Annotated in this window: 13 protein-coding genes, 1 other RNA gene, 1 pseudogene and 1 other annotated feature; of the genes and pseudogenes, 4 read left to right on the forward strand and 11 right to left on the reverse strand. The window is 42.5% G+C overall.

Annotated features, from left to right (window positions below):
• Nucleotides 1-59: 59 nt before the first annotated feature.
• Together BIV59_RS03195 and BIV59_RS03200 are read right to left on the reverse strand one after the other, a co-directional pair.
• Nucleotides 60-1,229 carry an ABC transporter substrate-binding protein gene (locus BIV59_RS03195; RefSeq protein WP_071350006.1) on the reverse strand — a complete coding sequence of 390 codons (1,170 nt, stop codon included), beginning with the start codon at nt 1,227-1,229 and terminating at the stop codon, nt 60-62.
• A 370-nt stretch (nt 1,230-1,599) separates the two neighbouring features.
• The gene (locus tag BIV59_RS03200) at nt 1,600-2,361 is read right to left on the reverse strand and encodes a tRNA threonylcarbamoyladenosine dehydratase (RefSeq protein ID WP_071350007.1); all 762 of its coding nucleotides are present in this window, start codon (nt 2,359-2,361) and stop codon (nt 1,600-1,602) included.
• Between the two features lie 1,654 nt (nt 2,362-4,015).
• Between BIV59_RS03200 and BIV59_RS03210 the strand changes: the two genes are divergently transcribed.
• The 3 genes and pseudogenes from BIV59_RS03210 to BIV59_RS03215 all read left to right on the forward strand — a co-directional run bounded on the left by BIV59_RS03210 (nt 4,016) and on the right by BIV59_RS03215 (nt 5,298).
• A complete protein-coding gene (locus tag BIV59_RS03210) occupies nt 4,016-4,522 on the forward strand; it encodes a GNAT family N-acetyltransferase (RefSeq protein ID WP_071350009.1) in 507 nt (168 codons plus the stop codon).
• A gap of 69 nt (nt 4,523-4,591) precedes the next feature.
• Nucleotides 4,592-4,699 (forward strand): annotated as a pseudogene (locus BIV59_RS24360) (IS1595 family transposase); the annotation flags it as partial.
• Between the two features lie 62 nt (nt 4,700-4,761).
• A complete protein-coding gene (locus tag BIV59_RS03215) occupies nt 4,762-5,298 on the forward strand; it encodes a DUF4871 domain-containing protein (RefSeq protein ID WP_071350010.1) in 537 nt (178 codons plus the stop codon).
• Nucleotides 5,299-5,536: 238 nt separating this feature from the next.
• On the opposite strand, the gene BIV59_RS03220 is transcribed toward BIV59_RS03215, so the two are convergent.
• From BIV59_RS03220 to BIV59_RS23485, 7 genes are all read right to left on the reverse strand, one after another.
• A complete protein-coding gene (locus tag BIV59_RS03220) occupies nt 5,537-5,992 on the reverse strand; it encodes a VOC family protein (protein WP_071350011.1) in 456 nt (151 codons plus the stop codon).
• Between the two features lie 24 nt (nt 5,993-6,016).
• On the reverse strand, nt 6,017-6,370 hold the full coding sequence (locus BIV59_RS03225) for a DUF3147 family protein (protein ID WP_071350012.1): 354 nt from the start codon (nt 6,368-6,370) through the stop codon (nt 6,017-6,019).
• Entirely contained in the window at nt 6,361-6,777 is a 417-nt protein-coding gene (locus tag BIV59_RS03230) for a MarR family winged helix-turn-helix transcriptional regulator (protein WP_071350013.1), read from the reverse strand. Before BIV59_RS03230 ends, BIV59_RS03225 begins: the two co-directional genes overlap by 10 nt.
• Before the next feature lie 297 nt (nt 6,778-7,074).
• A non-coding RNA gene (ssrS, locus tag BIV59_RS03235) (6S RNA) lies at nt 7,075-7,261 on the reverse strand.
• Between the two features lie 61 nt (nt 7,262-7,322).
• Nucleotides 7,323-9,098, reverse strand: coding sequence for an aspartate--tRNA ligase (gene aspS / locus BIV59_RS03240; protein ID WP_071350014.1), 1,776 nt, complete (start codon nt 9,096-9,098; stop codon nt 7,323-7,325).
• A 12-nt stretch (nt 9,099-9,110) separates the two neighbouring features.
• On the reverse strand, nt 9,111-10,391 hold the full coding sequence (gene hisS, locus BIV59_RS03245; protein WP_071350015.1) for a histidine--tRNA ligase: 1,281 nt from the start codon (nt 10,389-10,391) through the stop codon (nt 9,111-9,113).
• 67 nt (nt 10,392-10,458) lie between these two features.
• Nucleotides 10,459-10,695 (reverse strand) — a binding site (T-box leader).
• Nucleotides 10,696-10,767: 72 nt separating this feature from the next.
• Nucleotides 10,768-10,935, reverse strand: a complete 168-nt coding sequence (locus BIV59_RS23485; RefSeq protein ID WP_170846073.1) for a hypothetical protein — start codon at nt 10,933-10,935, stop codon at nt 10,768-10,770.
• Between the two features lie 146 nt (nt 10,936-11,081).
• On the opposite strand from BIV59_RS23485, the gene BIV59_RS03250 reads away from it, so the two are divergent.
• Nucleotides 11,082-12,821 carry an N-acetylmuramoyl-L-alanine amidase family protein gene (locus BIV59_RS03250; RefSeq protein WP_071350016.1) on the forward strand — a complete coding sequence of 580 codons (1,740 nt, stop codon included), beginning with the start codon at nt 11,082-11,084 and terminating at the stop codon, nt 12,819-12,821.
• Nucleotides 12,822-12,855: 34 nt separating this feature from the next.
• On the opposite strand, the gene dtd is transcribed toward BIV59_RS03250, so the two are convergent.
• Both dtd and BIV59_RS03260 read right to left on the reverse strand, forming a co-directional pair.
• Entirely contained in the window at nt 12,856-13,305 is a 450-nt protein-coding gene (gene dtd / locus BIV59_RS03255) for a D-aminoacyl-tRNA deacylase (RefSeq protein ID WP_071350017.1), read from the reverse strand.
• Between the two features lie 13 nt (nt 13,306-13,318).
• The gene (locus BIV59_RS03260; protein WP_071350018.1) at nt 13,319-15,514 is read right to left on the reverse strand and encodes a RelA/SpoT family protein; all 2,196 of its coding nucleotides are present in this window, start codon (nt 15,512-15,514) and stop codon (nt 13,319-13,321) included.
• Nucleotides 15,515-15,584: the final 70 nt, after the last annotated feature.

Below are 15,584 nucleotides of genomic sequence, written 5' to 3' on the forward strand. Positions count from 1 at the left end.
TGCCGCAGGACGCGGCGTTCTTAGTCTTTGTTCCTTTGTTCAGGCGCTTGCGCTTTATATTATGGGTTTACCTTGGTTTCATATGTTTGTTTGCCGTCGACGTATTTCAGGATAACCGCTGATTTGATTGGGTTGTGTTCTTTATCCAGTGTAAGCTTGCCGGATACAAGGGAAAGGTCCTTTGTTTCTTCTAGAGCTTTTTTGATTTTTTCAGGACTTGCATCTTTAGAGCGTTTGATGGCATCAGCTAGGAAGTATGCTGTGTCATAGCCAAGTGCTGCGAATGCATCCGGGTCCTCGTTGTATTTTTTGTGATATGCGGCAACGAATTTTTGTACTTTTTCGTCCTTGTCGCCTGCAGAATAGTGATTAGTGATGAATGTGTTTTTCAAAGGATCAGCACCGGCGATTTCTGTAAGTTTCGGAGAATCCCAGCCGTCTCCGCCCATGAATGGTACTTCAATTCCTGCCTGGCGGGCCTGTTTCAGGATCAGGCCGACTTCTTCATAATAGCCTGGAAGGAAGATGAATTCTGGCTTCTTCGCTTTAAGGCGTGTAAGTGTGGCACGGAAATCTGTATCCTTCGCCTGGTAAGCTTCTTCACCTACGATTGTGCCGCCTTTTTCCGTAAATGCTTTTTTGAATGCTGCAGCAAGTCCTTTAGAATAGTCACTCGCACTATCAATGTAAATGGCTGCCGTCTTGACTTTCAGTGTATCGATGGCATAGTTTGCTGCAACTGTTCCCTGGAATGGATCGATAAAACATGTCCTGAATACATAATCATTCACTTTTCCGCCTTTTGATGTGATATCCGGGTTCGTTCCTGTCGGTGTGATCAGCGGCACTTTATTGGTGTCTGCAATCTGGACCTGTGCCAGCGTGTTCGTGCTTGTTGCAGCACCGATGACAGCAGCAACTTTATCCTGGCTGACTAGTTTGATTGAGCCGTTTGTTGCTTCTGCAGCTTCTGATTTGTTATCCACAGCGACCAGCTTTAGCTTTTTGCCATTTATTTTCTTTTTGTTAATTTCTTCGAACGCAAGCTTTACCCCTTTGTTTACGGATTGGCCGTATGAAGCAACCCCGCCTGAGAGCTCAAGGTTTCCGCCAATCTTAATTGTATCTCCTCCGCCTGAACCGCCTGTGCTGGCAGCTCCGCATCCGGACAGCACGCCTGCCGCCAGTGAAAATGATAATACCATTCCTGCAAGCTTTTTCTTTTTCATCTAAAAACCCCCTTAGTAATAGTTCCTATGTACTACTTGGAAAAAGTTAAAACATAATAGCGTGAATAAAAATAATATTCTGAAAATATTTTATCTCATAAATACGAATCCGTCTAGATACTATTTTTCATGTAAAAAAAAGCGAACGTTTGCACAGCACACGTGAGCTTATAAGAAAAACTATTCTGTCCAAATGGTTACCCTTTTGCTTGTTATACAAAGGATTGTGGGGTTTCATGGATTTTGCCAAGAGGGAGCGGATAAGCTTAATACTTCCCGGTGAAGGAACAGTGGCGTGGAGATGTTATTTTAAAAGAATAAAAAAGAAACTGTTCCCTATAGGAAACAGTTTCAAAATTTATAGTAATTTTTAATCATTCACACGGGAAATCGGGATGTCTTTTAAAATTTCGCGCATGACCCAGCTTGCGGCAATCAGTCCGGCAACAGACGGAACGAATGCATTTGAGGAAGGCGGCATTTGTGCTTTCCGGATTTTGGCAGCATCGTTGCCGACTTCTTTCCGTACTTCTTCTTTAATTACGATAGGGCTTTCGTCAGAGAAAATGACTGGAATACCCTTTTTGATGCCTTCCTTGCGCAGCCTTGTGCGGATTACTTTGGCAATCGGGTCGGTGTGCGTTTTGGAGATATCGGCAATCTGGAATCTTGTTGGATCCATCTTGTTGGCAGCTCCCATGCTTGAGATCATCGGGATGTTACGCTTAAGGCATTCCTTCATTAAATGAAGCTTATACATGATTGTATCTGAAGCATCCACTACATAATCAAGGCCATAGCTGAAAAATTCTTCGTATGTTTCTTCTGTATAAAACATTTTGAGTGAAATGACTTCACAGTCCGGATTGATATCTTTGATGCGTTCCTTCATTAAATCTGCCTTTGGCTGGCCGACCGTTGAAAGCAGGGCAATGACCTGGCGATTGACGTTTGTGATATCCACATCATCTTTGTCCACCAAAATCAAGCGCCCAACTCCAGAGCGGGCAAGCGCCTCAGCAGCAAATGAACCTACTCCGCCAATGCCAAGAACGGCAACCGTTGTATTTTTTACAGTCTCAAGACCATCTTTTCCTATAGCTAGCTCATTACGCGAAAATTGATGCAGCATAGTCAGTTCAACTCCATATAATTGTCTTAATCTTTATAATTCCCATAGATGAATATATCATAAACCTCGCTAAAAACAAGCAAATTCCTCGGAATTACAAGGGCGGGTTCAAGGGCGTATACTTTGCTTTTTAGGAATAAGGTGGTTGATTTCCGCTTCAGGATGCTCGCTTTCCGCGGGGCGGGCGTTAAGCCTCCTCGGCTTCGCCTGTGGGGTCTCAACTTTCCCGCTAATCCCGCAGGAGTCTCGCACCTTACGCTCCAATCAACCAGATTTAACAATGGGATTGCCTTACTGAACTTATTAAAGAACAACAATCTTTAAAAGGAGGGCTTGTTGAAAAAATAATTTGGCTTCAATCACATTTGATTTCGCTCGAATAGACTCCGAATTCGCTCTAATCAGGGGCTATTTGGCTCGAATGGGGCTCTATTTGAACCTATTATCCATTTAATTGGAAATTACCCAGGTGTAAAACCTGTAATTACAGCCATCCATCGAAGGAAGCTCTCCTTAAAACGTGTGTTTTGCAAAAAAACGTATCAAATGTTTGTCCAGCGTTTAAAATTAGTCTAGTTTCTTACTGAATCTAAGATCTATGAGAGTCCTTTTCAGAAAAAACCATTTGAATAGGATGCTTGCTGAATTCTATTTTTCTCTCAGTGAAATTCGCTTGAATCCTCCCTGATTTCGCTCGAATGGACTCCGAATTCGCTCTAATCAGGGGCTATTTGGCTCGAATGGGGCTTTATTCGGAACTATTATCCATTTAATTGGAAATTATTAAAGTGAAAATCCTTTATTTTCAACCATCATCGAGGGTAGCTCTTCTTACTATGGGTGTTTTGCTAAAAAAGCGTATCAAATGTTTGTTCAGCGTTTAAAATTAGTCTAGTTTCTTACTGAATCTAAGAGTTATGAGAGTCCTTTTCAGGGCGGAAAGAAGTGAATTTATGGATAAAAAATTGTTTATAACAATATTTATTATCTATGTTGTTTTGGACTCTATGAAAGATGTAGAAATATCGAATATGTGGATACTTAACCAATTAATTAAATTAATCGTCTGTTTTACAGTGTTTTATATTTTTGCATTTATTTGGAACTTTATTACTAAAGAAAAATTTTAAAAGATTAAATCATTTACATAATATGCATAAGGCGACAATGAGCTAACGGCTGCTTTACTTCAATAACAAGGGGAGCTGCGGCAGCCTTTTTCTTATGGCAAAACGGGCAGGTTTGTTAAATAAGACTAAAATAAAGTGTAGAAAATAATGATAGGAAACCTGCTTTAGGAAGGGCATTAAAAATGAGGGATTTATATTGGTTAGTAAAATATGCGTGGTATTTTGCAATATCAGTTATAGCAACAACATGCTGGAAAGGTTACGGTTGGTGGTTTTTGGTTATTTGTGCAATTGCGTTGCTTTTGGGTGATGAGTTAATAAGGAAATTATTTAAAAGAAACAAATTTTTACCTTTTGACTAACGGGTGACTCCTATTAGCTGGTTTATTTCAATAAGGAAGTTGCTGCGGCAAACTTTTATCTTACGGAACTAAAGTGGCTGGTTAGTGGAATAAGGTTCTACCAAAGGATATACCATTAATTAGGTAGAATTCACATAATAATAAACGTAGGAGGATAGAAAAATGGACAATCCAGCTATAAGCACGGAAAGGTTAATTTTAAGAAGAATGACCAAAGATGATACTTCAAATTTGATGGAAATCTTTTCGGACCCAGTAGCAATGAAATATTATCCTTCAACCAAAAACGAAAGTGAAACAATGGAATGGATTAATTGGACCCTAAAAAATTATAAAGAATATGGGGTAGGTTTGTGGATAGTCGAAGATAAAGTAACTGGAGATTTCCTTGGACAATGTGGTATTGTACCTCAAGAAGTAGATGGCGTAATTGAGATGGAGATAGGTTATTTATTTGTTCGGCGTGTCTGGGGGAAAGGATATGCAACAGAAGCAGCTTTAGCGTGTAAGAATTACGGATTTGAACAATTAAAATTAAATAGAATGGTCTCATTGCCCGATGTAAACAATATCCCTTCAACGAAAGTCGCTGAACGAATTGGTATGCAGGTGATGAAAACTATAAATAAATGGGGAAAAGAAGTGTATGTTTACTCTGTGTCTATTTAAAATCAATGATTAAATTGAAATATATGAACGGTTACACTTAAACTATATTAGTTGAAGATGCCTACAAGAAGAACTCATAACAACGATGTGACCGTAAGCAAAATGTTAATAGAAAGTTGCTTGTTCTCAACAGTAGAAACCTATGATAAACTGATATTATCAGAATTTTACAAATAATAAACTCCTTTTCAAGAAAAGCGTGTTTGCTCGAGTAAGTAAAAATTTTAAGGGAGGTAAAAATGAAGTTCATCCATTGTATTTTGTTAGCAGTGCTATGCCTTATGCTTTTTGCGTGTGAAAATGATAATGAGGAAAGTAAACCTGCTGTTGAGAATGCTTCAGTAAACACATTAGAGAATGACGAAATGACCCCACCAATAGAGGTTGATGAGAAAATTATTCAAGAAATTGATTGGGAAGTAAGTGAAACATTCGAGGCGGGTAATTATACTATGCGTGGAATCCCAAACAAAGTTGGGTTCATTGATGCTCCCTTAATAGAAAATAAAGGAAATAAATATATGTGGCATTTTTGGGGTGAGTTACCAGATGGTGAATTAACACTGATAGGTATAAAGAAGGATAGCGAAAAATTAGTTCCTGTACTTACACAGGAAAACCAACACGTTTGGACATATAGTTCACCTGCGGGACCAAATAACGGTGCAGACGCTCACCTTCCTTCAAATATGAGGTTGCCCGAATCAGGTAAATGGGCACTGTTAATTTATCTGGGCGATAAATACTTTGATAATATCATTGTAAATGTTAAATAAGACCTCAAGAATCGGAGCTTTAATGGAATAATCAAAAGGGAACTCCTAAAAACGGAAGTTCCTTTAATTTTGGTTAAAAAATCAACCATATTGTTTAACATAGAAAAGCGTATTAAATGTTTGTCCAGAGTTTAAAACCAGTCTAGTTTCTTACGAAATTCAACTTCCATGCGAGTCCTTTTCAAAAAAATCCGGTGAGCTAGGATACCTACTCTATGATATAGAGAAAAATTAAGATTTACTGGCGTTTCAGCCACTCTTCAAATGTCATCATTTCAAAATCTTCTTCTGTATCCAATCGTATTGGAGTTATCAGTTCAATGGAGTTGCCATCCGGATCATCAAAGTAGATGGCAGCATGTGCTTGAGGATTGTTAGGCAATACAAGCGGCTGATGATGTTCATCAAAACCAAATGATGTGCGAATGGCAATTCCTTTTTCATTTAGCCATTGTTTCGCATGCAGAATATCCGCTGTGTCTACAAAAAATGCTATGTGGCGTAAGGAAGGATGATATGGGACCTCTACTCGTTCCGTTTCCCACAATCCCAGCCAGCTCTCTCCTTTTGCAATCCAGAAAAACACTAGCTTCTCTTGTTTATAGGCAATTTCCAATCCTAGCTTTTTGTAAAACGAAATCGAGTTTTCTAAGTTACTTATTGGCAAATGCGCTTCATATAACCCTTTTATCAACAGAAACACCTCATTATCTCAGTTTTAATTGAAGAATAGAACTTTTAAATATTTTACGACATGATCTTGAACCCATAAAAATACCAGCCAGCTTGCTACTCCTAAACCAATTGATGTAAATAAATGAATGGAGCTTTGCAGGGCCAGATAAACAGTTACTAACAAAACAGCAGTTGCAGGAAATCCCCAAAGCACTCCTAGGGCAAACTTGCTTAATGTTGCTGTTTCTTCTCCTTGAACATACAGCCATATAATGCTAAGTAAGCTGACAAGCGGAAGAGCAGCTATTATTCCTCCAAACGAAGGGAACCTTCTTGAAATTTCCGTAACAATACTGATAACGATGGCTGAAGCAATTATTTTTGTTATTACATACATTGTTTTGCCCGCTCACTTAAAATTTTCAAGGCTTGTTCTACTATATTCACTTCATTTTGGTCTAGTTGTTTCAAAACACTCTCCAATTTTTCTTCATCTAAACTCGTATTTCTATGTAAAACTTCTTTACCAGGATCCGTTAAAAAAAGAATTACTTTTCTTTCATCAATAGGATCTCTTTCCTTTGTTAAATATTTTTTCTCAATCGCTCTTTTAACATGTTCTGAGGCTGTATTATGGGAAACTTGTAAGTATGAAGCTACTTCATTTACCCCTATCTCTTTCTGCTTATCAACAAGCTGAAGAATCCTGATCACTTGGTGGGAGATTTTTTCTTTATGGGGATAATGTAAATGAAAATATATGTCTGTCCAATATTGGTTTAAGAGTGAAACTTTGCTGTTCATTAACACCTCTCCTTTTTATCTTATAATGCGATTATATCGTATAATAAGATAAAAAGTAAAGACTTGAAAACTTTGCTGCTATAAAACAAGGTGGCTGATTTCCGCTTAAGGATGCTCGCTTTCCGCGGGGCAGCCGGTGACCGCAGGAGTCTCGCACCTTACGCTCCAATCAACCTGACTTGAGAATGTGAACGCCTCACATAACAAATTAAAAAAACAACAATCTTAAAGAAAAGAGCCAAACAAAAAAACCCCAGCACATTCAGTACTGGGGGTTGGATTAGACAATATAAAGGCAAGAGTCCCGATTGTGCCGTTTACGCCTTCGTTTTGAACCCGCTCTCCGCAGGTGGGTGCTCGGTTCTGGGCTTCTGTAAGTCCTCCTCGAGGGAAGGCTTTTACGCAGCCTGGAAACTAGGGGCTCCCGTAACTATAAGTGTTCGGTCAAAACTTATAGGTTAAAGAACGTACACATCAGGACTCTTGCTATTGAATGTATCTTATCATATTGTCAGACTATTTTTCAAGAGATATGATCTAGGACATTATTCATGTTTTTTTGGTGCGATGCTAAGGGAAAGTTCCTTCAGCTGGCTGTCGCTTACACTGCTTGGAGCCGCTGTTAACAGGTCGCTTGCACTTGCAGTTTTCGGGAATGCTATGGTGTCGCGCAGGTTGCTGCGGCCTGCAAGCAGCATGACAAGGCGATCAAGTCCAAGGGCGATTCCTCCGTGCGGCGGCGTGCCATATTCAAAGGCTTCCATCAAGAATCCGAATTGTTCATTTGCTTCTTCAGCAGAGAAACCTAATACCTCGAACATTTTTTCCTGAATGCTGCGTTCGAATATACGAAGTGATCCACCGCCAAGTTCGTAGCCATTTAAAACTAGGTCATAGGCTTGTGCGCGGACGCTAGCAGGGTCGCTTTCAAGCTTATCCAGGTCTTCACGGAATGGCATTGTGAATGGATGGTGAGCGGCAAAATAACGGCCCATTTCATCGTCATATTCAAGAAGCGGCCAGTCTGTCACCCACAGGAAATTGAACAGGCTTGAGTCAATTAATCCTCTTTCTTTTCCTATTTTAATACGCAGCGCTCCAAGGGCATCTGCCACAATGCTTTTCTTATCAGCTACAAACAGGAGAAGGTCGCCGTCTTCTGCTTCAGTGGAGGCAAGCAGCGCTTTTTGTGCTTCTTCGTCAAAGAATTTAGCGATTGGCCCTTTTACAGCGCCCTCTTCAGCTTTAAGCCATGCAAGGCCCTTTGCTCCGTAAACAGCAGCGAATTCGCCAAGAGCATCGATGTCTTTACGGGAATAAGCGGAACCTCCGCCTTTCACATTAATGGCTTTAACCTGTCCTCCATTTGCAACAGCACCAGAGAATACCTTAAATCCGCTGTCTTTTACAAGCTCGGAAAGATCAATCAATTCCATAGCAAAGCGTGTGTCCGGTTTATCCGATCCATAGCGGCTCATTGCTTCATCATACGTCATTCTAGGGAAAGGAAGGTTTACATCAAGACCTTTCACTTCAGTCATGACCTTCGCCATCATGTTTTCTGTCATCTTAATGATGTCTTCCTGGCTCAGGAAGCTTGTTTCAATATCGATTTGCGTAAATTCAGGCTGTCTGTCTGCACGCAAATCTTCATCACGGAAACAGCGGGCAATCTGGTAGTATCTTTCAACGCCTGCAACCATCAGCATTTGCTTGAATAGCTGAGGAGATTGCGGCAATGCGTAAAATTCGCCTTCGTGCACACGGCTTGGCACCAAATAGTCACGAGCTCCTTCTGGCGTGCTTTTTGTCAAAATTGGTGTTTCAATATCAAGGAAGCCTTCGCTGTCCAGATAGTCGCGGACTGCTTTCGTTGTCTGGTGGCGCATCTTCAGCGTCTCGAACATGGCCGGGCGGCGCAGATCCAGGTAACGGTATTTCAGGCGAAGATCCTCGGATACTTCCGTTTTGTCTGCAATCGTAAAAGGAGGAGTTTTTGCTTCATTAATAATGCTTACAGAATCAGCAGAAACCTCGATTTTCCCAGTCGCGATATTGCTGTTGATGTTGCTTTCGCTCCTTGCAAGCACTGTGCCTGTAATATCAAGCACATACTCGGTACGGATCTTTTCAGCCGTTTCCAGCGCTTCCTTTGAAGCATCCGGATTGAAAACAACCTGGACGATTCCTGAACGGTCTCTAAGATCGATGAAAATCAATCCGCCAAGGTCTCTTCTTTTTTGTACCCAGCCTTTTAATGTAACCTTTTCACCTATTGCTTGTTCAGTGACTTCACCACAGAAATACGATCTCCCAAACATTTCGTTTCCTCCTCAGGATTGCTGCTTTTTAAATTCTTCTACAAATGACTCAAGCGCCATTTCTACTTGCTCGCCTGTTGCCATATTTTTTAAATTAATCTTGTCATTTTGAAGCTCATCATCGCCAAGAACAGCCACATATCTTGCACCAAGACGGTCCGCTGATTTGAATTGAGCCTTTGCTTTGCGGTCGAGATAATCCTTTTCAACAGCAAAGCCTGCATTCCGCAGCTGATAGGCAAGTTTAACGGTATAATCTCTTGCAGCATCTCCTAATGAAACAAGATAGCAGTCGATGCCCTGTTCAATCGGAAGCTCTACCTTTTCAGCCTCTAATGCCGCAATCAGCCGCTCGATGCTTAATGCAAAGCCGATCCCTGGTGTTCCCGGTGCATCCGAGCCGCCGATTTCTTCAGCAAGGCCATTGTACCGGCCGCCGCCGCATAATGTTGTAATAGCGCCGAAGCCTTCTGCATCGCTCATGATTTCAAACGCGGTGTGGTTATAGTAATCAAGCCCCCGGACAAGTGTAGGATCCAGGATATATTCAATGCCCAAATCATCCAGGTGCTGTTTCACCTTTTCAAAGTAAGCCACAGATTCTTCATTCAGGTAGTCCAAAATGGAAGGAGCTGTTTTCATCAATTCGTGGTCATGATCTTTTTTGCAATCCAGAATGCGCAGCGGATTTTTGTGAAGGCGGTTGTTGCAGTCACTGCAGAATTCATCGATTCGCGGTTCAAAGTGTGCAACAAGCGCATTTCGGTGTGCTGTTCTGCTTTCTTTATCGCCAAGACTGTTCAATACAAGCTTCAGCTTTTTTAAGCCAAGCTCTTTGTACAGGTTCATTGCAAGGGAAAGGACTTCAGCATCAATGGCCGGATCTGCACTTCCCAATGCCTCGATACCGAATTGGACGAACTGGCGGAAGCGTCCTGCCTGCGGGCGTTCATAGCGGAACATCGGGCCCACATAATAAAGCTTTACAGGCTGGTTGGCCCAGCCGAACATTTTATTTTCCACATATGATCGTACAGCTGAAGCGGTACCTTCCGGACGAAGCGTTAAATCCCGGTCGCCGCGGTCCTTGAAGGAGTACATTTCTTTTTGCACAATATCCGTCGTATCTCCTACTCCGCGAAGGAAAAGCTCAGTGTGCTCGAAAATCGGTGTCCGTATTTCTTTATACTGATAGCGTCTGCAAAGCTCTCTAGCTTTGTTTTCTATATATTGCCAAACCTCTGAAGTGCCAGGCAATATATCCTGGGTGCCTCTTGGTATCTGAATCGACATGAATTTTCCTCCTTGCATTTTTTCATGGTAAAAACAAAAAACTCCCGTCCCGTGTAACATCATCGTTACAAGGGACGAGAGTTTGAATTCCCGTGGTGCCACCCTAGTTGAAGCACAGAATCATGCTTCCTCTTTAAAACAGTTAACGCCTGTCTACGTCCATCTCCTACTAAAGATATCTTTTTCAGAGTGAAGCCTACGGAGTGTTCATTCATTAAGGCAGCATGCGGAAATGTTTTCAGCCTGAGGCATTTCCTCTCTTTTCATGTGGTTCTTAACTACTGTTCTCCATCATTGGTTATTGGTTGATATGTAATATAATGTTCTAATCATAAAGACACCCGGTCTAATTGTCAAGACTGGTTTCTGCGAAATCTTAATTTCCTTTTTTATTTTTCAGTTTTTTAACGGCCCTGACATTCATCCCGAATTCTGTACTGAACTCCATTCCGCTTTGTTCTTTTTGGGTAAAATCCCGGAAATCCACACCTGCCAACTGATTGGCGCCATGCAGGCTCACCTGTCCTTTTTCGCTGAACTTCATGTGTCCATCCTCCTTCAATACTTTCCATTTCCTGCCGATATATAAGCCACAATGACTATTCTTCCCTTTCTCAGCGTTTTTTTGCAGGGAAATTCATTTTTTTATAGAAATTACAGAAGTGGAAAAAAGGAGGCCTATATGAACAGATGAGAAAAAACAGAGTGTTAGCTATACTTACAGCCCTCCTGCTTTTAACTTTTCTTGTGCCATCGCTGAATGTTAAAGGAGAAAGCAGCAAAAACATCACAGTGCCTTCAGGGACCGTGAATGTGCGTCAGGGACCGGGTTTAACATTTCCGGTGATCACAAAAATATCCTCGGGTGAAAACTACGAGGTAGCCGGTGAAGATGGAGACTGGTATAAGATACATACAAGCTCGGGTGAAGGCTGGGTCGCAAACTGGCTGGTATCTGCCTCATCCAGTGAAGAACAGACAGAAACCGCCCTAAGCCGAGGAAAGGGCACTATTACAGGGAGCTCAGTCCGGGTCAGAACAGGGCCAGGCACTGATTTTCAGATCGTCGGCAAACTAAAAAAAGGAACCGCGGTCAGCATTATCGAAACCAGCGGAACTTGGGTGTCCATCGCTTCAAAGGAATATAATGGCTGGATTTCGGCAGATTTCATCACGGCTGGTGTGAAGGAAAAAGAGAAGAAGAAAGAAAAGCAGCAGTCTTCTTCAGGAAAAACAGGAACCATAACAGGAAATCATATCAATCTTCGCTCAGCACCTTCGCTTAACGGAGGGGTGCTCGGAAAGCTTGGCAAAAATGAAATTGTATCTGTAATCAGCGAAGAAGAGGGTTGGGTGCAAATTCAGGCTGAAAATACTGCAGGCTGGGTTTCACATCAATACATACAAATAAATGGTGACAAAAAGAAACAAAAACATGATGCGGTGGCCAAAATCACGGCAGATGAGCTGATTGTCCACGAAACTCCTTCCCTATTAGGCAAGGTGATCGGAGTTGTCCATTCGGGAAAGACCTTTCCGATCCTGGACGAGTTAGGCAATATGACGAAAATCAAAATATCCGATTCTAAATCAGGCTGGGTGATGAACTGGTTTACCGTCAGGGAGAATGTGAAAGCACAAACACCGAAAAAAGCTGACTTTAAAAACAGTACAGCAGAAATTATCCACGACGGTACAAGCATCCGTAAAAGCCCGGATACGGATGCTGCCATTGTAAAACGCGCCCATACTGGCGAGACCTATAAAATACTTGATGTAAAGAAGAACTGGTGCAAAATTCAGCTTTCATCAGGAAAAACCGCCTATGTAGCAGGCTGGGTCATCTCGATAAAGGGAAGCATGCAGCAAATTGAAAAAGAAGGCATTGAAAAGTATCTCACAGGCAAAACCATTGTACTTGATCCGGGACATGGAGGCAGAGATAACGGCACAACCGGCATGAGGGGCACTCTTGAGAAAAACCTTACACTCCGGACAGCCCTCCTGGTAAGCGCCAAGCTTAGGGCAGCTGGTGCCAATGTCATTTTAACGAGAAGCAATGATACATATATCCCTCTGACTTCACGTGTTGCAACCTCACATATCCATAATGCCGATGCTTTTGTCTCCATGCATTATGACAGCACACATGATGAGCTTGTCAGCGGGCTCACCACTTATTATTATCATGACTACCAGAAGCAGCTTGCGATGGCCTTAAACAGCTCCCTGCAATCCTCGCTGCAAGTCAAAAACCGCGGCTGGCGCGTTGGAGATTACCATGTAATCCGCGAAAACAAACGTGCCGCTGCTTTGATCGAACTAGGCTATCTGAGCAATCCGGCCGAGGAAGTCATGATCACATCAGATTCCTACCAGGAAACCCTGGCACAAAGCATTTATACGGGGCTGGCCCGGTACTTCAAATAAATAAAGCCTGCAGCTTTTACGCTGCAGGCTTTATTTATTTCTTCTCTTTACTGTCAATAATCAGGGTTACCGGTCCATCGTTCGTTAGCTGTACATCCATCATGGCGCCGAATTGGCCAGTTTCAGTGACGATTCCTTTTTTGCGGAATTCTTCGTTGAAAAGTTCATAGATGCTGTTTGCTTCTTCAGGCCTGGCCGCTTCCATGAAGTTTGGGCGCCTGCCTTTTCTGCAGTCTCCGTACAGGGTGAATTGGGAAATCGAAAGGACAGCCCCGCCAACATCGATGAGAGAGAAATTCATTTTTTCATTTTCATCTTCAAAGATGCGCAGGTTGGCAATCTTGTCAGCGAGGTATGCGGCATCTTCTGCTGTATCGCCATGTGTGACCCCGACAAGGAGCACAAGGCCAGATTCGATTTCTCCTATTGTTTCATCATTCACAATCACTCTTGCTGCTTTTGAACGCTGTACAACGACACGCATGCTACCAGACTCCTTAGTTCATGATCCTTCTTACAGAATAAATTTCAGAAATTTGCTTGATCCGATCGACGACCTTCTGCAGATGGCTGATGTTATGAATCAGGATCGACATGTTGATGGTCGCGACTTTATTGCGGTCAGATTTTCCGGACACCGCAGAAATATTTGTTTTTGTTTCATTGACCGCCTGCAACACCTCGTTCAGCAGGCCTCTTCTGTCATAGCCTGAGATTTCGATGTCTACGTTATATTCCTTGCGGTCATTTAATGAGCTTTCCCATTCAACAGGAATCAGGCGGTTTTCCGCTTCGTCTGTTTCAAGGTTAGAGCAGTCGGTGCGGTGGACGGATACGCCTCTTCCTTTAGTAATGAAGCCGACAATATCATCCCCAGGCACCGGATTGCAGCATTTGGATAACCGGATCAGCAGGTTATCGATGCCCTGCACCCGCACTCCGGATTCCCTTTTCTTGTTCTTATGGAAGGATTTAAGTTCAGAAACTGCTTCCGAAATGGTCGGTTCCTGTTCCTGCTCTTTTTTCTTCCGCAGCTTTTCAGTCAGCCGGTTTGCAATTTGAAGAGCCGTTATGCCGTTATACCCGACAGCCGCGTACATATCTTCTTCATTTGAAAAATTGAATTTCTCAGAAACTCGTTTGATATTTTCGGCGGTCATGACTTCCTTCAAATCAAATTCCATGTTTTTAATTTCTTTTTCAACAAGCTCTTTGCCTTTTTCAATGTTCTCCTCACGGCGCTGCTTTTTGAAGAACTGGCGGATCTTATTTTTAGCCTGTGAGGTCTGGGTGAGCTTGAGCCAATCCGGACTCGGACCGTATGAATGCTTGCTTGTCAAAATTTCGATGATATCACCGGTTGCAAGTTTATGGTCAAGCGGGACCATTTTGCCGTTCACCTTGGCACCGATCGTTTTATTTCCGATCTCCGAGTGAATGCGATACGCAAAATCAATCGGATTGGAACCTGACGGCAGTTCGATGACATCGCCTTTTGGCGTAAAAATGAACACCATATCCGAAAATAGGTCAATTTTAAGAGACTCCATGAATTCTTCTGCATTTGTGGCATCATCCTGGAACTCAAGAATCTCCCTGAACCATGTCAGCTTATCTTCAAGCGAAGATTGTTCATCGATTTCTTTTCCTTCTTTATAAGCCCAGTGAGCCGCAATCCCGTATTCTGCGATCCGGTGCATGTCGGTCGTCCGGATTTGAACCTCAAGCGGGTCGCCTTTTGGACCGATTACCGTAGTGTGAAGAGATTGGTACATATTCGGTTTCGGCATGGCAATATAGTCCTTGAACCGGCCTGGCATCGGCTTCCAGCATGTATGGATAATCCCAAGAACCGCATAGCAATCCTTGATGCTGTTCACCACAATACGCACGGCAAGCAAATCATAAATCTCGCTGAATTGTTTATTCTGAAGGGCCATTTTGCGGTATATGCTGTAGATGTGTTTAGGGCGGCCTGAAATATCAACCTTGATATTGACTTCGTCTACGCGTTCACGAACTTCATCAATGACTTCTTCAAGATATTGCTCGCGTTCGGCGCGTTTTTTCTTCATCAAGTTCACAATCCGGTAGTACTGCTGCGGATTTAAGTATCGAAGGGCTGTATCTTCCAGCTCCCATTTGATCGTGCTGATTCCGAGACGATGTGCCAGAGGAGCGAAAATTTCGAGTGTTTCATTTGAAATCCGGCGCTGCTTTTCATGAGGAAGATGCTTGAGCGTTCTCATATTATGCAGTCTGTCGGCAAGTTTAATCAAAATGACCCGGATATCCTGGGCCATGGCAACAAACATTTTCCTGTGGTTTTCTGCCTGCTGTTCTTCTTTGGATTTATATTTTATTTTTCCGAGCTTGGTTACGCCATCAACGAGCATTGCCACTTCCTCGCTGAAGCTGTCTGCAAGATCCTTGAGCGTAACGTCCGTATCCTCCACTACATCATGAAGAAATCCTCCGGCAATTGTCGAAGCATCCATTTCAAGGTCAGCCAATATTCCCGCAACTTGGATCGGATGAATGATATACGGTTCGCCAGATTTGCGGAATTGCTCACGATGAGCATGCTCAGCAAATTTGTATGCCCTGTGAATAAAGGCAGCATCATCTTCTGAAAGGTATCGTTTTGCCCGTTCAACAACCTGCTCGGCTGTCATTATTTGATCATTAGCCATGAAATCACCTTTACCCCTTAACCGGCACCGAAAGTTCTCTTTTTATCTAAACTGCCGGCTTCAGTCTGTT

Origin of the sequence: Bacillus sp. MUM 13 (genome assembly GCF_001866725.1) — a bacterium.
Classification (GTDB): Bacteria; Bacillota; Bacilli; order Bacillales; family DSM-1321; genus Peribacillus.